The 19864-nt window shown below is 36.9% G+C and carries 16 protein-coding genes; 7 read left to right on the forward strand and 9 right to left on the reverse strand.

Annotated elements, in window-relative coordinates; all coding sequences use genetic code 11:
• Window positions 1–47 precede the first annotated feature (47 nt).
• Both EV197_RS10510 and fumC read right to left on the reverse strand, forming a co-directional pair.
• Window positions 48–1223, reverse strand: coding sequence for an extracellular catalytic domain type 1 short-chain-length polyhydroxyalkanoate depolymerase (locus EV197_RS10510; protein WP_130286715.1), 1176 nt, complete (start codon window positions 1221–1223; stop codon window positions 48–50).
• Window positions 1224–1416: 193 nt separating this feature from the next.
• Window positions 1417–2817 (reverse strand): class II fumarate hydratase, encoded by a 1401-nt coding sequence (gene fumC / locus EV197_RS10515; protein ID WP_130286716.1) that lies wholly within the window; start codon window positions 2815–2817, stop codon window positions 1417–1419.
• 194 nt (window positions 2818–3011) lie between these two features.
• Between fumC and EV197_RS17060 the strand changes: the two genes are divergently transcribed.
• The gene (locus EV197_RS17060; protein WP_165389043.1) at window positions 3012–3188 is read left to right on the forward strand and encodes a hypothetical protein; all 177 of its coding nucleotides are present in this window, start codon (window positions 3012–3014) and stop codon (window positions 3186–3188) included.
• A gap of 78 nt (window positions 3189–3266) precedes the next feature.
• On the opposite strand, the gene EV197_RS10520 is transcribed toward EV197_RS17060, so the two are convergent.
• From EV197_RS10520 to prfB, 3 genes are all read right to left on the reverse strand, one after another.
• Window positions 3267–5771 carry a TonB-dependent receptor gene (locus EV197_RS10520; RefSeq protein WP_130286717.1) on the reverse strand — a complete coding sequence of 835 codons (2505 nt, stop codon included), beginning with the start codon at window positions 5769–5771 and terminating at the stop codon, window positions 3267–3269.
• 103 nt (window positions 5772–5874) lie between these two features.
• Window positions 5875–6216 (reverse strand): arsenate reductase (glutaredoxin), encoded by a 342-nt coding sequence (gene arsC, locus EV197_RS10525; protein ID WP_130286718.1) that lies wholly within the window; start codon window positions 6214–6216, stop codon window positions 5875–5877.
• A 2-nt stretch (window positions 6217–6218) separates the two neighbouring features.
• Window positions 6219–7320 (reverse strand): peptide chain release factor 2 gene (gene prfB, locus EV197_RS10530; protein WP_130286719.1). Its coding sequence is split into 2 segments (ribosomal slippage): window positions 6219–7256 and window positions 7258–7320, totalling 1101 coding nucleotides; the frame shifts between segments, so codons are not numbered across the junction.
• Between the two features lie 95 nt (window positions 7321–7415).
• Here prfB and EV197_RS10535 point away from each other — a divergent pair.
• On the forward strand, window positions 7416–9839 hold the full coding sequence (locus tag EV197_RS10535; protein WP_130286720.1) for a zinc-dependent metalloprotease: 2424 nt from the start codon (window positions 7416–7418) through the stop codon (window positions 9837–9839).
• A gap of 24 nt (window positions 9840–9863) precedes the next feature.
• Window positions 9864–10898, forward strand: a complete 1035-nt coding sequence (locus EV197_RS10540; protein ID WP_130286721.1) for a threonine aldolase family protein — start codon at window positions 9864–9866, stop codon at window positions 10896–10898.
• A gap of 64 nt (window positions 10899–10962) precedes the next feature.
• On the opposite strand, the gene EV197_RS10545 is transcribed toward EV197_RS10540, so the two are convergent.
• Together EV197_RS10545 and EV197_RS10550 are read right to left on the reverse strand one after the other, a co-directional pair.
• Window positions 10963–11283: a YegP family protein gene (locus EV197_RS10545; protein WP_130286722.1), complete on the reverse strand. Its 321-nt coding sequence runs from the start codon at window positions 11281–11283 to the stop codon at window positions 10963–10965.
• 119 nt (window positions 11284–11402) lie between these two features.
• Window positions 11403–11726 carry a YbaB/EbfC family nucleoid-associated protein gene (locus EV197_RS10550; RefSeq protein WP_130286723.1) on the reverse strand — a complete coding sequence of 108 codons (324 nt, stop codon included), beginning with the start codon at window positions 11724–11726 and terminating at the stop codon, window positions 11403–11405.
• Window positions 11727–11859: 133 nt separating this feature from the next.
• On the opposite strand from EV197_RS10550, the gene EV197_RS10555 reads away from it, so the two are divergent.
• From EV197_RS10555 to capB, 3 genes are all read left to right on the forward strand, one after another.
• Entirely contained in the window at window positions 11860–13926 is a 2067-nt protein-coding gene (locus EV197_RS10555) for a S9 family peptidase (RefSeq protein WP_130286724.1), read from the forward strand.
• Window positions 13927–14011: 85 nt separating this feature from the next.
• Window positions 14012–15052 (forward strand): cysteate synthase, encoded by a 1041-nt coding sequence (gene capA, locus EV197_RS10560; RefSeq protein ID WP_130286725.1) that lies wholly within the window; start codon window positions 14012–14014, stop codon window positions 15050–15052.
• 182 nt (window positions 15053–15234) lie between these two features.
• On the forward strand, window positions 15235–16494 hold the full coding sequence (gene capB, locus EV197_RS10565; protein WP_130286726.1) for a cysteate-C-fatty acyltransferase: 1260 nt from the start codon (window positions 15235–15237) through the stop codon (window positions 16492–16494).
• A 131-nt stretch (window positions 16495–16625) separates the two neighbouring features.
• Here the strand turns inward: capB and EV197_RS10570 are convergent, their stop codons facing one another.
• Together EV197_RS10570 and EV197_RS17145 are read right to left on the reverse strand one after the other, a co-directional pair.
• A complete protein-coding gene (locus EV197_RS10570) occupies window positions 16626–17744 on the reverse strand; it encodes a GNAT family N-acetyltransferase (RefSeq protein WP_130286727.1) in 1119 nt (372 codons plus the stop codon).
• A 118-nt stretch (window positions 17745–17862) separates the two neighbouring features.
• Window positions 17863–19596, reverse strand: coding sequence for a transporter (locus EV197_RS17145; RefSeq protein ID WP_242610718.1), 1734 nt, complete (start codon window positions 19594–19596; stop codon window positions 17863–17865).
• Between EV197_RS17145 and EV197_RS10580 the strand changes: the two genes are divergently transcribed.
• Entirely contained in the window at window positions 19581–19850 is a 270-nt protein-coding gene (locus EV197_RS10580; RefSeq protein ID WP_130286728.1) for a DUF4834 family protein, read from the forward strand. The two genes, EV197_RS17145 and EV197_RS10580, sit on opposite strands and share 16 nt — an antisense overlap.
• The last annotated feature ends 14 nt before the right edge of the window (window positions 19851–19864 follow it).

Below are 19864 nucleotides of genomic sequence, written 5' to 3' on the forward strand. Positions count from 1 at the left end.
GGTAACTGATACGGTTTTTTTAATAATGAACTTTTATGATAAATGTACTATGTTTTCTTAATTTTTACCGTTGTATTTCCGATGGTTAATACATACACGGCGTCTGCCGTCAGCGTTGAACAGTTTATTTTATTGTCTTGTATGGATACAGATCCTTGAGAAAGTAGTTTTCCATCAAGCGAACTTATTGTATAGGATACTGGGGCTGTGTTTTTAAGCGTAACCGTTAGTGTAGCATGTACTGGATTAGGATAGATCTTAGTTACTGTATTATTTTCTTCAAAATCAGTCACGGATAGGGTGGAGATTAAGCCGTTGATGTCATATTTTGAGAAAAAGTTCCAAATTAGGGCAGAAGCGTCAATATCATAATTGGTACCCGGACTATTATAGGAAGTTCCGGGCCATTTATGACCTCCATTGATAATTTTGTAATGTGCAACAGTCGCTCCATTATCCCCGTTGGTATACAATTGATATTCTACAGTAGAGCCATCCGAAGTGTTACTATCTTCTATATCAGTTATCTCAGGATCTGGGTGACAATTATTAAAATTGGCCCAGAAGCTTAGCACGCTCGGTGTTGATTCAATCCAGTTTGCTCCTTCATAGGGCACTGTAGGATCGGATGTTCCATGAATTTCCATTACCGGCATTTGATGTGTTGGGTTGCAGGAATTAGTTTGATTTTTATTCATCGTCCCCGTCACTGAGGCTATTGCTGCAAAACGATTGCTAAGCTCGCACGCTAGTTTATAACTCATAAATCCTCCATTAGACATTCCTGTGCTATAAATCCGTGAGGCATCAATCGTATAATTTGAAGAAATTTCATCAATCAGGGCTTCAGTAAATCCAACATCGTCTACGGTACTGGTTCCCCAGCCCACATTAAAATGAGTGTTACCGTTATTATCAACTGTCCCCATAGGATGTACGATTATAAAACCATTGGTATCTGCAAGGGGTCTAAAGTCGCCATAATTCATTTGATCATTAGCGTTCGAGGTATATCCGTGAAAATTAAATACCAGTGGAGCAGGAGTGTCATCAGTATATAATTCGGGTACATATAAAATATATGACCGGGTTATTCCGTCGTGAACTAAGCTAGCCGAAAGGGTCTGTTGTGCATTAGTCGATGCAAACTTACCGAAGCAAATAATCAGAGTGATTACTAAACTTCTTAAGGGAGCGCGCTTTGTATAAAAAAATTGGATCATAGTGAATGCTGTTTTTGTGAGTTTTAACTAATAAGCATAGGAAATGAACTCCTCTTAGTTAGGATAAAGGTACTTTACGAATTTTAGAATAACCGAAATAAACTACGTTTTTTTATTTTTCAAAGACACTTGTAGAAATTAAAAAAACCAGATGGTAATCCATCTGGTTTTATACATACTATGTTTTATAGGTTTATTGTTTAAGCGAGCCAACCATATCTTCTGGTCGTACCCACTCTTCAAATTCTTCTGCGGTTACATAGCCAAGGTTAATGGCTTCTTCCTTCAATGTAGTTCCGTTTTGATGTGCTGTATTGGCAATTTCAGCAGCTTTATAATACCCGATTTTGGTATTTAAGGCAGTCACCAACATCAGCGAATTGTTTAATAATTCTTGTATACGCTTAGTGTTTGGTTCAATACCTTGTGCACAGTGCTCATCGAAAGAAACACAAGCGTCTCCTAATAATTGGGCACTTTGTAATACGTTAGCTGCCATAACGGGTTTAAAGACATTCAATTCAAAATGCCCTTGCATACCTCCAACATTTACGGCTACATCGTTACCTATGACTTGCGCGCAAACCATCGTTAAGGCTTCGCATTGGGTTGGATTTACTTTACCCGGCATAATAGAACTACCAGGTTCATTAGCTGGAATAATTAATTCGCCGATTCCACTACGTGGTCCAGAGGCTAACATACGGATATCATTGCCAATCTTGTTTAAGGCAACCGCCAACTGTTTTAATGCGCCGTGGGTTTCTACAAAAGCGTCATGTGCCGCTAAGGCCTCAAACTTATTAAAGGCACTGACAAATGGTAACTTCGTAAACTCCGCAATGTAAGCCGCTACGCGATCTGCATACCCATCTGGAGTATTTAAACCGGTTCCTACAGCGGTACCACCTAGTGCTAGTTCGGCCATATGCGGTAACGTATTTTCTAAAGCTTTGATACCGTGGTCTAGTTGAGACACATACCCAGATAACTCTTGCCCAATGGTTAGGGGAGTAGCATCCATAAAATGCGTTCGTCCAATTTTTACCACATCTTTGTATTGTGTAGCTTTTTGATCTAAAGTATCTCTTAACTGTTTAACACCGGGAATGGTTACTTCTACTATTTTTTTATAAGCAGCGATATGCATCCCAGTAGGGAAGGTGTCATTAGAGGATTGTGATTTGTTAACATCATCATTAGGCGCTAAGGTTTTATCGCCTTCGCCAATGGTTTTACCGGCTAACTGATGGGCACGATTAGCGATCACCTCATTCACATTCATATTGCTCTGCGTACCGGATCCAGTTTGCCAAATTACTAATGGAAATTGGTCATCGTGTTTACCCTCTAGAATTTCGTCGCACACCGCTCCGATAAGATCTCTTTTTTCTTTAGATAAGGCACCTAACTCACAATTGGTGTAGGCAGCTGCTTTTTTTAGGTATGCAAACCCATACACAATTTCTAAAGGCATAGAAGCTGCAGGCCCTATTTTAAAATTATTTCGAGAACGCTCGGTTTGTGCGCCCCATAATTTATCAGCAGGTACTTTAACCTCGCCCATAGTATCTTTTTCGATTCTATATTCCATTATGATGATGATTTATATTATATTCTTACGTGCGCAAATTTAAGCATTTGACACCCTTTTTAAGAAATTGGATGCTATTTTTTTAACAAAATTAGGACGACAGCTGCATAGCGTTAAAAAATATATGTCGAACTGTTGCAACTTATCCCACAGAGTTATTATCTTTGGCAAAAAATTGAAAATAGACACTCGTTATGTTCGAATTTGATCAGTATTTAGGATTCTTAGCGTTTTTAACCATTCTTACTATAGGATTTTGGTTAATGATTTTTTTATTAACCTTCGTTATTCCGTATTGGATTATAGGAGCGAATATTGAAAACTTCAAATTAAGAAGAGAAGCTAAGCGCAAAGCTGCAGAAGAGGCATAATTTAGATATAAGTATACTAAAAAAGGAGAAACAGAATGTTTCTCCTTTTTTTATGCTTTACAATGAATTAATATTTCATTATCCCTCAAAGTCGTCATCTCCACCATAATCATTCTGTGATCGTTGACGTTTTTTCTTTTCGTTAAAACGGTATACAAAACCTAGATTAAAACTACGTACCCTCCACTGAAACTCACTAACCTGTTCAAAGAATTCTGTAGTGGTAAAGCTATCTCTTCTTCTGCTGTTTAATAAATCACTTACGTTAAAGGATATGGTCCCATTATCTTTGAGTACATCTTTACTAAAGGCGAGATTAATAGATAGAATTCCATCTTGTCTACCTTGTATCTCATCAGACGCCCCGCGGTAAAAGGCATTGGTTTGCCAATCTACTTTACCTGGCAAGGTTACTTTAGAGCTTAATCTCGCAAACCAGCTGCTATTTTCTTGCCCGTAGTCCTGTCCGTTGAAGGAACCATCTAATTTAAACTGGAAGAAGTTGACACTACCATTAAGACGTAACCATTTGGCCGGATTGTATAAAAATCCAAATTCTCCTCCACTACGTTCGTTAGTCGCTAGATTAAATGGTATACTACGCACTACCTCTACAGGTGAGCCACTTGGCCCAGTAATCGTAACTTCTTCGCGTACTCGTTGAAAAGCATCGGTTTCTCTTTGGTAATAAATAGAAGCGGTTAAGGTCAACTTATCCCAACGTTTTAGGTATCCTAAATCAAAAGCATTAGAGAATGCTGGTCTTAAGTTAGGGTTACCCTGAAAAATATTGGTTCTACTGCTTCGCGAAGGAAATGGATTAATAAACCAACCTCTGGGTCTATTAACTCTTCGATTATATCCTAAAGTAATATTTTCTTCTTCACCTAATTCGTAAATGATATTAACGGTTGGGAAAAGGCCTAAATAGTTGTTATCAAAATCCGTGTCTATAGGAAATGAAAACTCTTCCTGAAGCTCTTCTTCCGTTAATAAGGAGGTAATTTCACCTTTAAGATTGGTATTTTCTAAACGCAATCCTAGTAAGAAATTGAAACTTCCAAATTTGGTGCCGTATTGCGTATATACTGCCTGTACATTTTCGGTATAATCAAATATGTTGGTTTGATTTTCATTGATGACTAGATTACCCTGGCTATCTTCTTGGCGAAGGACATAATCGGTAACTTCATTTTCTATATTACCGCGATACCCAGCTTCAAACTGTGAATCTTCACCAATAGGAAGTACATAATCTGCTTGTAATAAAAACTCTTTTTGTTTCTCTGTAGTATTCGTCTCTTCTCTAGGGATATTAATTTCGGCTGTGCTCGTATTATTATAACGTACGGGTTCTGAAATAAAGGCTTTTTGCTCTTCATTATCTACATCATACTGTAAATCCGCAGTTAGTTGGTGCCCAGAGTCATTAAATTTATTAATATAATTAAAGGAGACCTGGTAGCTTTCATCTTTTTCGATTTCCAACTCTTTTCGTTCTGTACCGATTTGAGGATTGTCATTAAGAATATAGTCATTAAGGTTAGTGGTTAGATCCTCGTCTCTTCCGTTTCGATAAAAAACGGCTCCGGTAATTGATGATTGTTCTGTGATGTAATACTCGATACCCAGATTTGTATTAAATCCTTTATCTTGTCGATCATATTCTCGTCGCTCAATATTACGATTATAAGGTACGCTATCTAAAAATGCATCTTGACGTTCATCAAAAAAACGGGTGTCAAAGAATCCATTTCCTGGACTTTCTCTGTAGCGGTACCCTGTAGTATTAAATATATTATACTTATCGGTTCGTAAGTTAACGTTGGCTGTAACATTGGAGCTGGTAGGATGTCCCACATTTACATTTACAGAACCATTAAAGCCTAAAGTTTTTTCCTTTCGTAAAATGATATTTAAAATCCCTGCAGTACCTTCTGCATCATATCTCGCTGAAGGTGAGGTAATCACTTCCACGCGCTCAATAGCCTCTGCAGGTAACTGTCCTAAGACATCTGTGGAACCGAATCCGGCAAGGGCGGATGGTCTACCATTAATGAGTATTCGTACATTTTCGTTTCCTCGCAAACTGATACCACCTTCAATATCCACTGATACGGAAGGAACGTTGTTTAGCGCGTCACTTACAGTACCTCCACTGGTAGTGAGGTCTTTACCTATATTATAGATTTTCTTATCCAATCGAACGTCAACCGTGGTCGTTTCAGCCACAATGACTACATCATCTAAGGATTCCATATTAAGTGCTAAGGAAATCGTTCCTAGATTGGTGTTTTTGGAAATGGAACGGTTTGGTAAGGTTTCAGTTTTGAAAGAAATAAACTCGATTGAAATATCATAAGTTCCTTCGTTGATTTTAATGTTGAAGGCACCCTTACCATCGGTTATCCCTCCGGTAATAACTTGTTTACTTTTACTATCTTTAAATGCTACAGTAGCATATTCTAAGGGCTCTTTGGTATCCTGGTCAATTACTTTACCAGAAACAGTATATTCTTTCTGTGCGTGTACTAATGCAATACATAAAAAACTAAATAAAAAAACTAGACCTTTTGTTCTCATAAATTTGGGCTTCCAATTAACTCGGGAAAAATAAGGTAACTAGCTGTTGATAGCGGTTAAAGCGCTGTTAAATAACAAAAACTCTAGTTTTGTTAACACTTGTTCAGAGAATACTCGTCACATTTTCAGGGGGTCTACCGATCACAGCTTTGTTGTTTTTAACAACTATGGGTCTTTCCATAAGTTTAGGATGTGCTACCATCGCTTTGATTACCTGATCATCCGAGAGGTTTTTGCCCTTGTAGTTCTCTTTCCAAATGGTTTCATTTTTCCTAATGAGTTCTAAAGGTTTAATGCCTAAGAGTTCAATTAATTTTAACAACTCTTTTTCATTTGGCGGAGTATCAAGGTATTTGATGATTTCAATATCTTCATTTTTTTCTTCAAGAATTGTTAAAGTTTCTCTTGATTTTTTGCATCTGGGATTATGATATATAGTTACCATGTTTATTCTGTTTCTGTTTGTTGACCCATCATCATCAGATAGGCCTTTAAAAATTTATCTATTGCTCCGTCCATAACTGCATCTACGTTACCAGTTTCTTCTCCTGTTCTTACATCTTTAACCAGTTTATAAGGATGCATTACATAGTTTCGAATTTGAGAGCCCCATTCAATTTTCATTTTAGCCGCCTCAATCTCATCGCGTTGCGCTTGTTGTTTTTTTAACTCCAGCTCAAAAAGCTGTGACTTCAGCATTTGTAAGGCTTTTTCTCTGTTATCGTGTTGTGACCTGGAGTCTGAACAGGATATTTGGATCCCAGTAGGGAAGTGGGTCAGTTGAACCTTGGTTTCTACTTTATTTACATTTTGTCCTCCAGCACCACTAGATCTTGAGGTGATGATTTCATAATCTGAAGGATTAATGTCGATTTCAATACTATCATCGGCTAAGGGATAAACATAGATGGAAGCGAATGAAGTGTGCCGCTTGGCATTACTATCAAATGGAGAAATACGCACCAGTCGATGCACTCCGTTTTCGCCTTTAAGCCATCCAAAGGCATATTCGCCGTCTATTTCAAGAGTCACGGTTTTGATACCGGCTACATCACCTTCTTGATAGTTCAATTCTTTAACTTTAAACCCTTTCTTTTCGGCCCACATCAAATACATACGCATTAGCATACTGGCCCAATCACAGCTTTCGGTTCCACCAGCACCAGCAGTAATTTGAAGTACAGCGCTCATAGCGTCTCCCTCTTCGCTAAGCATATTTTTAAACTCTAACTCTTCAATAAGTGTTAGAGCTTCCTCATGTTTCTTTTGTACTTCCGCCTCAGAGGTGTCTCCTTCTTTATAAAACTCGTATAATACCTCCAAGTCGTCAACTAAGGTTTCACTTTGTTTATAATCGGTAACCCATTTTTTTTGCGCGTTTAGTGCGCGCATTAATTTTTCAGCTTCTTGTGGATTGTCCCAAAAGTTAGGAGCAAAGGTTTTTTCTTCTTCGTTAGCAATTTCGATAAGCTTGTTATCGATGTCAAAGATACCTCCTTAACGCAACCAGGCGCTTTCTGAGATCTTGTATTGTCTCCGTATTGATCATACTGTTAATTTAAGAACAAAAATAGGATTTAACAGTTCAGAAGAAAATATTTTTAAGTTTTTTTATAGTTTTAAAACGTAATCTTAGCACAACTTATGAAACACCGCATATTTTCACTACTCATCGGGCTTTTTACTTTGACTACCAGTTATGCTCAATTCTTGTCCGAACAAAAAGACTTACAGTCGTTTACGGGCTATTTTGATTTTTATTATAATGAAGCGAAAGATGAAATCTATCTAAAAGTTGATAAATTAAACACCGAATTTTTATATGTACATTCCCTCACTTCAGGAGTAGGATCAAACGATATCGGTTTAGATCGTGGACAAATTGGGGATGGGGTAGTGGTTAAATTTATCAAAAGAGGCAATAAGCTACTATTAATTCAACCTAATTTAAGTTATCGTGCCATTACCGATAATGAAGAAGAGCAGCAAAGTGTAGCACAAGCCTTTGCGACCTCTGTTTTATATGGATTTACGATTAAAGAAACCAAGGAAGAATCCTATATTATTAATCTCACACCTTTTTTAAAATTAGATGCACACGGCGTAGCGCAACGGCTAAAAGCCTTAAAGCAAGGTAGTTTTTCGGTAGATGACTCCCGAAGCGCTCTGCAACTAGAGCGTACAAAGGCTTTTCCAAAAAATGTAGAATTTGAAGCACTTATCACTTTTAAAGGCGAGGCTAAGGGGAGTGAGCTTAAATCGGTTAGTCCGGATCATAGCTTTGTATCTGTTACTCAACATCACTCTTTTGTAGAACTGCCGGACGATAACTATCAAAAGCGAAGTTTTGATCCCAGGTCTGGCGCGATAGCCATGTCCTATATGGATTATTCCACTCCGGTTTTTGAACCCATTGTAAAACGATTTATTATTAGACATCGCCTGGAAAAGAAAAATCCTGAGCTGCCAGTCAGTGAAGCTAAAGAACCTATTATTTATTATTTGGATAGGGGTACGCCTGAGCCTGTACGATCAGCATTATTAGAAGGTGGGCGATGGTGGAACCAGGCGTTTGAGGCTATTGGCTATAGTAATGCTTTTCAGGTTAAAATGTTACCCGAAGGTGCTGATCCAATGGATTTGCGTTACAATATGATCCAATGGGTGCATCGCTCTACAAGAGGATGGAGTTATGGAGCTAGTGTAGTAGATCCTAGAACAGGAGAGATTCTAAAAGGACACGTTAGCTTGGGGAGTTTACGAATCCGTCAGGATTTCTTAATTGCTCAGGCATTACTAAATGCACCGTATAAAGATAGTGATGACAATCATCAACCGATGTTGGATATGGCTTTAGCCAGAATTAGACAGCTCTCAGCGCACGAGATTGGTCATACCCTAGGCTTTGCCCATAATTTTGCAGCAAGTACTAATAGCAGAGCATCCGTAATGGATTATCCGCATCCACAAGTAACGTTAAAGGATGGAACCATAAGTTTGGAGAATGCTTATGACACTAATATAGGAGGGTGGGATAAAGTATCAGTAGCCTATAGTTATAAATCATTTAACAATCAAAAAGAAGAAAAAGAACAACTCAACAGGCTATTAGATAGTGCCTATCAATCTGGGTTGCGATTCATTTCCGATCAGGATGCACGTCCTAAAGGAGGCGCTCATGAGTTAGCACATCTTTGGGATAACGGAAAAAGTGCTGTACAGCAGTTAAATGAGGTTTTGGAAGTAAGAGGAGTTGCTATGCAAAATTTTTCTGCTGATAATATTAGATCCGGCGAACCTTATGCAGTTTTAGAAGATGTTTTTGTGCCGTTATATTTCTTTCACCGGTATCAAACTGAAGCAGCGGTAAAATTGATAGGTGGTTTAACATATAATTATGCAGTTAAAGGGGATAATCAACTTATCGTAAAGCCGACTGAGGTGACCAAGCAAACCGAAGCCCTTGCGGCAGTCTTAAAAACCCTGCTTCCTGAATATTTGAAAATACCTGAAGACAAACTACCGCTTTTTTCGCCAAGAGCCTACGGTTATCCACGAACACGCGAATCCTTTAAGGGTAAAACCGGAGTAGGCTTTGATGCGTTAAGCGCTGCAGCCACTGCTTCGGATATGACCCTAGACTTGCTACTACACCCAGAACGTGCTTCAAGATTAGTTCAACAGCACAGTCTGGATACCAAGCAATTAGGATTGGAGGAGGTTATCAACCAGCTTATCGCTCAGGTATTTGAAAAAACGTTTAAAGACACCTATGAAAATGAAGTTAATAATATGGTAAAGAAGAATACGCTACAGCATCTCTTTAAACTTCATGCTAGCGACGCCTATCCTCAAGTAAAAGCGGTGTGCTTAAATAGTATTAAAGAAATTAGGAAATTGTTAGCTTCGGGTACAGGTAAAAAAGGAGAAATTGATACTTTTAATGCGTATTTAATTCAGGAAATTGAAAATTATTTGAAGGCTCCTTCGAAATACAAACCAACGCCATCTCCAGAAATTCCAGATGGTTCACCAATTGGCTCTGAATTGGGTTGTTTCAAAAATTAATTTTAATAGAAGTATAGAAATATAATGAGAATAGATTTAAGAAGTGATACGGTAACTAAGCCTACCGCTGCCATGATGGAAGCAATTACAAAAGCTGAAGTTGGAGATGATGTATATAAGGAAGACCCTACGGTAAACAAGCTAGAAGAAAAACTAGCGGGCATGTTTGGTATGGATGCCGCCTTATTTTTTCCTACGGGTAGTATGGCCAATCAAGCTGCCATAAAACTACACACACAGCCAGGAGAGCAGTTGATAGCAGATAAATATGCACACGTGTATAATTATGAAGGTGGTGGAGTATCTTTCAATAGCGGGGTTTCGTGTAAATTATTAGATGGTAACCGAGGAATGGTAACTGCCTCTCAAGTAGAAGAAGCGATAAACCCACCAGACTTTTATCACAGTCCGTTAACCTCTTTGGTATGTTTAGAAAATACAACCAATAAAGGTGGAGGAGCCTGTTATGATGTAGAGGAGATTATAAAAATACATTTGGTTTGTAAAAAACATAACCTGGGCCTTCATCTTGATGGAGCTAGGTTATGGAATGCCTTGGTAGCTAAAAATGAAGATCCAAAACAGTACGGTGAAATTTTTGATACCATTTCCGTATGCCTAAGTAAAGGACTGGGATCTCCTATGGGTTCTGTACTATTAGGCAAGCAGCGTTTTATGGATAAAGCTATACGAGTACGTAAAGTATTGGGAGGTGGTATGCGACAAATAGGTTTTATGGCTGGCGCAGGACTGTATGCTGTCGAAAATCATATATCCCGTCTTACAGAAGATCATAAAAAAGCAAAAGAAATAGGTGCACTTTTAAAAACCTTGGATTTTGTTACTAAGGTAGAACCTATAGAAACGAATATCATCATTTTTAATGTCAATATTGATGAACAATTATTTCTAAAGGATATGGAAGAAAACAATGTTCACTTTTATAGTATGGGGCAAGGAAAGCTACGTTTAGTAACCCATTATGACTATACATACGAGATGCACGAGCGTTTTCTGCAATTATTACAAAATTATCCTGTACATAGTGTATTAAAATAAAATAAGCTGGGAGTTAATTTTCCCAGCTTATCTTTTTTTGAATTTTATTGGCAACACTTAAAAATTATGCTTCTTTCATTTCTGCATCAGGAGCATTCTCTTTTACAGATTTGATACCATTCTCCATACCTGACTCTGAGGCGTACATTTGGCTACTTCCAATTACCTGACCATTGGTTGCCTTAAGGTTGAAGAAAAATTTTCCGTTTTTAGCAGTCTTGCGCTCGTATCTAGCATCTTCTCCAGCATTTTTCTTTACAGATGCTATACCATTTTCTGCAGCTGCTTTACTGTTGTATACCTCGCTGCTTAGAATTACCTGGCCATTTTTAGCCTTTAATACAAAATGATAATTAGCCCCTTCCTTGTTTTTGAGTTCAAACATAGTGTAGTGTTTAAGTTAAAATTAAAGTGTTAAATTATTGAATTAATCCTATAAAAACAAACATTTAAAATGCTAGCTTCTAATTTTTAAGGTAATCTACTTATGCGTAGTGGGGTAGCTTATTTAAAAAGATCCATGCCGGGTATATTGGGCATTCCATCCTTTGCTGCTGCAGCTAATTCTTTTTCATTTATAGCAGTTGCTTTTTGAATCGCTTTATTTAAGGTAAGGATTAAGTAATCTTCTAATTGTTCTTTATCATCTAATAAAGCGTCATCAACTTCGATTTTTTTGATGTCGCGATTGGCTGTAACGGTAACCTTGACCAATTCTTCTGGACTAGATTCGTCTATCAAAACCGTATCTAATCTTTTTTTGGTTTCTTCAACTTTTTGCTGGGCTTCTTTTAATTTACCCATCATTCCCATCATATCTCCAAACATATTATTTTATTTTTGAGTTATAGCACAAAAATAAACTTTTGGAGCTTATGAATTCCTTAAATAAAAATTAAAAGCATTCTTTTTAATAGTATTGTAAATCCTATTTTTGCACTTTTCTAGGTAATTAATAATTATGAGTTCAAAAGCAAAACTAAAAGCCCCGGTGGCGGCAAAAAAACCAGTTGAATTAATAAAGCACGCAGATGTACGTGTGGATCCTTATTTTTGGTTAAAGGAGCGAGACAGTGAAGAGGTTTTGAAGTATTTGCAAGAAGAAAATGCCTATAACGAGCAGATGACTGAGCATACCAAAGTGTTGCAAGAAAATTTGTTCCAGGAAATGAAGGGTAGAATAAAAGAGGATGATTCCTCTGTTCCTTACAAGAAAAATGGTTATTGGTATATAACGCGTTATGAAGTAGGTAAAAACTATCCCATTTATTCTAGAAAAAAAGAAACGCTAGTTACGGCAGAAGAGATTATGTTTGATTGTAACGTAGAGGCCAAGGGTTTTGAATATTTTAAAATGGCGGGTATAAGTGTAAGCCCTGATAATAAACTCGTCGCCTATGGTATAGACACGGTCAGTAGAAGAAATTATACGATACGTATCAAGAACCTGGAAACCGGTGAAATCTACCCTGAAACTATCGAGAACACCACAGGTGGTTGTACTTGGGCTTCAGACAGTAAAACCTTATTCTACACCCGAAAAGATGAAGAAACCTTAAGATCGGATACAGTATTTAGACATCAATTAGGAACTCCATCAACAACTGATGTGGAAATATATAAAGAAGAGGACGATACCTTCAATGTTTTTGTCTATAAAACAAAATCAGAAAAGTACATCGTTATTGGTTCAATGAGTACGCTTACCTCGGAGTATAGAATTCTGGAAGCGGATAATCCTAAAGGAGATTTTAGAGTTTTTCAAGAGCGCATACGTGGTGTTGAATATGGTATTGCGCACTACGATACACGTTTTTTTATCCTCACAAATATCGATGGCGCTACCAACTTTAAGTTAATGGAGACACCAGAAGCGCATACCGAATCTTCTTACTGGAAAGATTTAATACCGCATCGCGAGGATACGCTGATTGAGGACGTGGATATTTTTAAGGAATACCTGGTGATAAGTGAGCGAAATAATGGACTGAACAAAATTAATATTAAACGTTGGGATGGTACAGAGGATTATTATTTACCCTTTGATAATGAAACCTACACTGCTTATGTCAGCACCAATCCGGAGTTTGATACTACAATCTTAAGGTATTCTTATAATTCTTTGATTACACCAAACTCTGTGATTGACTTTGATATGAAGACCAAGCAGAAAGAGGTCAAAAAAGAACAAGAGGTGTTGGATCCTAATTTTTCAAAGGATAATTATCATTCAGAGCGCGTTTGGGCAACCGCCAAGGATGGTACAAAAATTCCAATCTCATTAGTATATCGCAAAGATTTGCAACGAGATGGCACTAATCCTTTACTACAATACGGGTATGGTTCATATGGGTCCACCATTGATCCTTATTTTTCCTCGGTTAGACTCAGTCTACTAGATCGAGGTTTTATTTACGCTATAGCGCACATAAGAGGTAGCGAATATTTAGGTAGGGAATGGTATGAGCAAGGTAAACTTTTGCAAAAAATGAACACATTTACCGATTTTATTGACTGCTCTAAGTATTTGATAGCGGAAAAATATACCTCTAACCAACATCTATATGCAATGGGTGGATCTGCAGGAGGGTTGCTGATGGGTGCGGTTATGAATATGGCACCAGAACTTTATAATGGAGTAGTAGCAGCTGTTCCTTTTGTGGATGTGGTTACTACCATGCTCGATGAAAGCATACCACTGACTACTGGGGAGTATGATGAATGGGGAAATCCAAACGAAAGCGAGTATTATTTTTATATGAAACAGTACTCTCCATATGATCAGGTCAAACCACAGCAATATCCCAATATACTGATCACTACGGGTTATCACGACTCTCAAGTGCAATATTGGGAACCGGCTAAATGGGTAGCTAAGCTTAGAGAGCTTAAGACTGATACTAATCTATTATTATTTCATACCAATATGGATGCAGGTCACGGTGGAGCATCCGGCAGGTTTGATGCGCTTAAAGAGGTGGCAGAAGAATATGCGTTTTTATTAGATTTAGAAGGGATAAAAGGTTAATTCAAAAAAATAACGTACCTTCGTAGCGTTTTTTAATGGCATTTCGGCCCCCAAATTTAGTCGATAGCCGATTAAATAATACTATATGAACCAAGACATAAGGGCTTATAATAACGTATTAGAACTTATAGGTAATACCCCACTTATAAGATTAAACTCCATTCTTAAAGACTATCCCGGTAATTATTACGCAAAAATAGAATCCTTTAATCCAGGACATTCTAGTAAGGATAGAATAGCTTTATATATCATAGAGCAAGCAGAAAAGAAAGGAATTTTAAAACCTGGAGACACGATTATAGAAACAACCAGTGGTAATACTGGTTTTAGTCTAGCTATGGTAAGTGTGATTAAAGGGTATAAATGTATCCTTGCAGTGAGCTCTAAATCCTCTAACGATAAGATAGATATGCTTAAAAATATGGGGGCACAGGTATATGTGTGTCCGGCCCATGTTAAAGCAGATGATCCGAGATCTTATTATCAGGTAGCCAAAAGGCTTCATGAGGAGATAAAGGATTCTGTATATATCAATCAATACTTCAATGAGCTAAATATTGATGCGCATTATGCATCAACAGGTCCTGAGGTTTGGAAGCAAACTAATGGTAAACTGACGCATTTTGTAGCCTGCTCAGGTACAGGAGGAACAATCTCTGGTACAGGTAAATATTTAAAAGAACAAAATAGTGCTGTTCGTGTGTTGGGAATTGATGCTTATGGTTCGGTATTAAAAAAATATCACGAAACTAAAGAGTTTGATCCTAACGAAATTTACCCTTATCGAATTGAAGGGCTAGGTAAAAACCTTATTCCTTCAGCCACAGACTTTGATATTATTGATCATTTTGAAAAGGTAAGTGATGAGGATAGTGCCCATACCGCTAGAGCATTAGTAAAATCCGAAGGCCTATTCTTAGGGTACACTAGTGGCGCAGCTATACAAGGCGTAAAACAAATGGCAGAGCAGGGAGAGTTCACAGAAGACAGTAATGTGATTATCATGCTTCCGGATCACGGATCGCGTTATATGAGCAAAGTGTATAGCGATGATTGGATGAATGATCAAGGGTTTTTTGACAGTAAAAACGAGAAGGATGTTTTACAAGTGCAATTTGTAAAATAAAATATTTAAATAATAAAAGTGCAAGGCATCTGAATCGTCAGATGCTTTTTTTGCGAAAAATATAAATTTTTTGAACAAGGTTTAAATTCCTGTTATTTATAATGACATTGTGTAATTATATTATGTGATGACGGCAATTTTACTTATTTTCGCAAACTTAAAGAAATCAAATTTTTAGGTAGATGAGAGATTTATTTGATAAGATTTACAAAGACAAAGGTCCACTAGGAAAATGGGCAGATCAGGCAGAAGGATATTTTGTGTTTCCAAAATTAGAAGGGCCGATATCAAATAGAATGAAGTTTCAGGGTAGAGAAGTAGTTACCTGGAGTATCAATGATTATTTGGGTCTCGCTAATATGGAAGAAGTTCGTAAAGTAGATGCGGAAGCTGCAGCTGCTTATGGCTCTGCATATCCTATGGGTGCCAGAATGATGAGTGGTCATACTGATCTCCACGAGCAATTGCAGAATGAATTGGCTGCTTTCGTTAATAAAGAAGCTGCTTATCTTTTAAACTTTGGTTATCAAGGTATGGTGTCTACTGTAGACGCCTTGGTAAATAAAGATGATATTATTGTGTATGATGTAGATGCGCATGCTTGTATAATTGACGGAGTTCGATTACATCAAGGGCAGCGGTATACCTATCGCCATAATGATATAGAAAGTATTGAAAAGAACTTGATGAGAGCAACCAAAATGGCTCAGAAAACCGGTGGAGGTATTTTACTGATTTCTGAAGGTGTTTTTGGAATGCGTGGTGAGCAAGGAAAATTAAAAGAGATTGTAGCGCTTAAGGAAAAATACAATTTTAGATTATTTGTGGATGATGCTCACGGATTTGGAACTTTAGGAGCTACAGGAGCTGGAACTGGTGAGGAACAAGGCGTACAGGATCAAATTGACGTTTATTTTGCAACTTTTGCTAAGTCTATGGCAAGTACAGGTGCATTTATTGCTGCCGATAGTGAAATCATCGATTATTTAAAATATAATTTGAGATCTCAAATGTTTGCAAAATCATTGCAGATGCAACTTGTGGTAGGTGCGCTAAAGCGTTTGGATATGTTACGTACGATGCCTGAGTTAAGAAAAAAACTATGGGATAACGTAAACGCATTGCAAAATGGATTACGTGATCGAGGGTTTGATTTAGGTACAACTCAGAGTTGTGTTACACCTGTGTATCTAAAAGGAAGTATCCCAGAAGCAATGGCATTGGTTAAAGACCTAAGAGAAAATCACGGAATTTTCTGTTCAATTGTGGTGTACCCGGTGATTCCTAAAGGAATGATCTTACTTCGATTAATTCCAACTGCTTCGCATACGATGGAGGATATTGAGGAAACTTTAAATGCGTTTTCTGCGATCAGAGAGAGTTTAGAAAACGGAACGTACAAAAGAGTTTCGGCGGCAGTAGCTGCGGCTATGGGTGAATAAGAATAGCTCAATCAAAAAAAAGTATATAAAAAAGCGACTTGTTAATAAAAGTCGCTTTTTTTAGTTTCTTATAAATTTAGAAAGCATTTAAAGTATTTTGAATGAAATTTAAAAAATACTATAGCTCACAATTACAGCTGTTTTCTAAACGTTCTTCTTTTTTTATGTTGTTCATTTTCGTACCCATTCCATAAGGCCTGGATGGCTTTATTTTCTTCCAACTCTGGATTAGTTTCCACAGTTTCAATTCCATTGCGGATAAACGTTTGATTCATTTCTTTAAAAATCAACGCAGTTACCCCTTTATTTTGATAAGTAGGATCGATACCAATAAGGTAAAACGCAGCCGTATCATTTCTTTTTTGAGCTTTAAGAATGTGCAAGAATCGCAACGGATAAATTTTACCATTCATTTTCTTAAGCGCTTTGGAAAAAGAAGGCATAACAATCGAAAAAGCGATGAGTTTACCGTTTTTATCAGCAATACACACAATATATTCTGGATTGAGATAAGGTAAGTATTTCTTCTTGTACATCTCAATTTGATGTGGCTGTATAGGTACAAAGGTTTGCAGGTGACTATAGGTTTTGTTTAAAAGCTCAAACATATCATCTGCGTACTTCAATAGCTCTTTGCTCTTTTTGAATTTGAGTAATTTTAGCTCATATTTTTCTTTGATGATATTCGAAAACTTAATTACCTTTTCCTTTATTTCACTAGGTACTTTGATTTTGTATTCTACCCAGGTTGCCGCCGGTTCAAATCCTAAAGCTTCCATATGCTCTACATAATAAGGATAGTTATACCAGGTAATCATAGTATTTAATTCTTCGAATCCTTTAATAAGAATACCTGCTTTATCCATATTAGAAAAACCGACAGGGCCTTCCATATATTGTAACTGGTTTGCTTCGCCAAATGCTTTTACCTGGTCTAATAGAGCTTTGCTGACCTCTAAATCATCAATAAAATCAAACCACCCAAATCTCACTTTGGGCTTCTCTTGCTCATTAACTTCGATCCAGTTGATTATTGCTGCTATTCTACCTACTACTTTATCTTCCTTATAGGCTAAATAATATTTAGCTACGGCATTTTTAAAGACCGGATTTTTCTTTGGGTTTAAAACATCGATTTCTTCCTTTATAATCGACGGTACGTAGTAAGGTGAATCTTTATATAATTCAAAAGGAAACTTAACAAATGTTGTTAAATCTCCTTTTGAAGAAACTTCTTTAATCGTTATCATATATCATCTCTAGTTCATAGCAAATATAATCCTTTTCTGAAATAATAAGAATAAACAATTATTGGTATTCCATAGATTACCTAAAGAAAAACCTTAGGAAGACAGAAAAGTAAAACATTTAGTCATTGTTATCAGTGCCGTCATTGTCTTTACCTGAATCTTTATCTTCTTTTTTCTTTCGCTTTTCTTCTTCTTTTTTGCGCCGTTTTTCTTCTTTCTTACGGCGTTTTTCTTCTTCTTTTTTAGCTTTCTCAGCTTCTTTTGCCTTCCGTTCTTGCTCTTCTTTTAATTTTTCATATTGAGCATCTACATCTTCTTCTTGTTTTTGTTCTTTCTTCGGATCGTCTGGTTTGGCGGAAGGTACATCCACCTTTTGTTCTAATGCTTTAATTTCTTTTTCAAGTTGGTCTAGCTCTTTATCAGTTCCATCATTTTCTTCCATTTTATTGAGTTCGGCATCGATATCTTCAAGCATTTTTTGTTTTTCTTTTTCTGCTTTTTCCTTAGCTTTTTCAGCTTGGCGAGCTTCCTTGGCTTCACGTTTTAGACGTCTTCTTTCTTCTTTTGCTTTTTTCTTATTCTCTTTTTCAGCAATTTTTTCTGCCTCAATTCTTTCTCTTTCTAAGCGCAGTTCTGTTCGTATAGAATCTAGCTCTTGATCCATTTCCTCTCTAAAGTAATCATCATCTTCAAATTCATTGATAAATGGTGTTTTATCCATTTTCAGACTGTCATTCTCTTTTTCGTTGATTTCAAGATCTTCACTATCCTTATCTTTTTTCTTTTTCTTATCTTTTTCTTCTTCCTCTTTTTGTACGCCTTTTTTGAAACCTTTAGGATAAATAATTTCGTCTTTACTATGCCAATCAAAACGATAGGTGGCTCCAAAACTTACTTTCCATATGGATGGAGTGTCTTTGAAGTTAAAGGCTAGATTAGCATCAAATTGTAGGTCTTTGTCCATTAGATAAGCACCTCCAAGACGTAATATATCATCACTATAAAAGTCGCTTTTTTGCCCTTGATATTCACCGAATATGGCCCATTTTCTATTGAGCGTATGTGTAGAGGTGATAACCCAACCAATTACCATATCATCAGTAGTAATCTTATCGAAAATTAAATTACTGACTAATACCCAACTACCATTGGTTCGATTGTACCAATTATTTTGTGTGGCAATAACAACTTTAGGACTAAATCCTTCATCTCCAGGTGCAGTAAATGGATTGTCTGCCGAAATCAAATTTGCACCGGCGTATACAGAAACTGCTGGGATCAAGCTTTTCCATTTAAAACTGTGTTGTGCTCGCCAGCTATTTAAATCGATAGAATCTTTTTTAGGGCGTTTATAAGGGTCATATATAAGGTATTTCGCCCCTAAGGTATTATACTCAAAATTTGTTTGATTATAAACTTCTTCATTGGCTCCAACAGTTTGCTTGATTCTATCGCTTCTAAATCTACCACTTAGGCTTATTTCTAATTGCTCGAATAATAATCCATATCTAATTTGATAGTCAAAATCAAATTCTCCCGTCTTTGTTTTAAGGATATCATGTTTTCTTCTGGCCAAACCTAAACCGCCTTCGAGCTGCAATACATTATTACCAACAGAGAATGCTCCTTGTGAGGTTCCTGGTCGATTAGAGTTGATTTTCTCTGTATATTGTGAAGATGCACTAAGGGAGCACAATATCAATCCTAAAGTAAGCATCAAAGATTTCGGGGTCATAGTCAACAGATTTGCTTCAAATATAGAAGATTTTATCATTTTTTTAGGATAGTCATTCCCTAATTGTATATCGAGTTCTTTATTTTTGAAAAAAATTAGTAATGCAAGAAGCTTCATTCACCGGGGTTTTAAAGGTTATCCTTATCATTTTATTGGTATACTACGGTTTAAAGATACTAACGCGAATCTTTGCCCCTGTATTGCTTAGATATATGTCAAAGAAGGCGGGTGAAAAATTTAGACAGCATTTTGAGCAATACCAGCAACCCAAAAATCAAGAGGAAGGTGAGATTACTTTAGAAAAAAAACCAAAACGCAAATCTTCTAATAAAGATGTAGGTGAGTATATCGATTATGAGGAAATTGATTAATTTGGCAGCTCAAA

It is taken from the genome of Aquimarina brevivitae (assembly GCF_004216895.1).
Lineage (GTDB): Bacteria > Bacteroidota > Bacteroidia > Flavobacteriales > Flavobacteriaceae > Aquimarina > Aquimarina brevivitae.

What these genes read in the sequence shown, in the direction of transcription:
- EV197_RS10555 (WP_130286724.1), top strand. Translation starts at nt 11,860, where the DNA reads ATGAGTTCAAAAGCAAAACTAAAAGCCCCGGTGGCGGCAAAAAAACCA.
- EV197_RS10535 (WP_130286720.1), top strand. Translation starts at nt 7,416, where the DNA reads ATGAAACACCGCATATTTTCACTACTCATCGGGCTTTTTACTTTGACT.
- EV197_RS10545 (WP_130286722.1), bottom strand. Translation starts at nt 11,283, where the DNA reads ATGTTTGAACTCAAAAACAAGGAAGGGGCTAATTATCATTTTGTATTA.
- fumC (WP_130286716.1), bottom strand. Translation starts at nt 2,817, where the DNA reads ATGGAATATAGAATCGAAAAAGATACTATGGGCGAGGTTAAAGTACCT.
- EV197_RS17060 (WP_165389043.1), top strand. Translation starts at nt 3,012, where the DNA reads ATGTTCGAATTTGATCAGTATTTAGGATTCTTAGCGTTTTTAACCATT.
- EV197_RS17145 (WP_242610718.1), bottom strand. Translation starts at nt 19,596, where the DNA reads ATGAAGCTTCTTGCATTACTAATTTTTTTCAAAAATAAAGAACTCGAT.
- EV197_RS10540 (WP_130286721.1), top strand. Translation starts at nt 9,864, where the DNA reads ATGAGAATAGATTTAAGAAGTGATACGGTAACTAAGCCTACCGCTGCC.
- EV197_RS10510 (WP_130286715.1), bottom strand. Translation starts at nt 1,223, where the DNA reads ATGATCCAATTTTTTTATACAAAGCGCGCTCCCTTAAGAAGTTTAGTA.
- EV197_RS10550 (WP_130286723.1), bottom strand. Translation starts at nt 11,726, where the DNA reads ATGTTTGGAGATATGATGGGAATGATGGGTAAATTAAAAGAAGCCCAG.
- capA (WP_130286725.1), top strand. Translation starts at nt 14,012, where the DNA reads ATGAACCAAGACATAAGGGCTTATAATAACGTATTAGAACTTATAGGT.
- EV197_RS10580 (WP_130286728.1), top strand. Translation starts at nt 19,581, where the DNA reads ATGCAAGAAGCTTCATTCACCGGGGTTTTAAAGGTTATCCTTATCATT.
- EV197_RS10520 (WP_130286717.1), bottom strand. Translation starts at nt 5,771, where the DNA reads ATGAGAACAAAAGGTCTAGTTTTTTTATTTAGTTTTTTATGTATTGCA.
- arsC (WP_130286718.1), bottom strand. Translation starts at nt 6,216, where the DNA reads ATGGTAACTATATATCATAATCCCAGATGCAAAAAATCAAGAGAAACT.
- EV197_RS10570 (WP_130286727.1), bottom strand. Translation starts at nt 17,744, where the DNA reads ATGATAACGATTAAAGAAGTTTCTTCAAAAGGAGATTTAACAACATTT.
- capB (WP_130286726.1), top strand. Translation starts at nt 15,235, where the DNA reads ATGAGAGATTTATTTGATAAGATTTACAAAGACAAAGGTCCACTAGGA.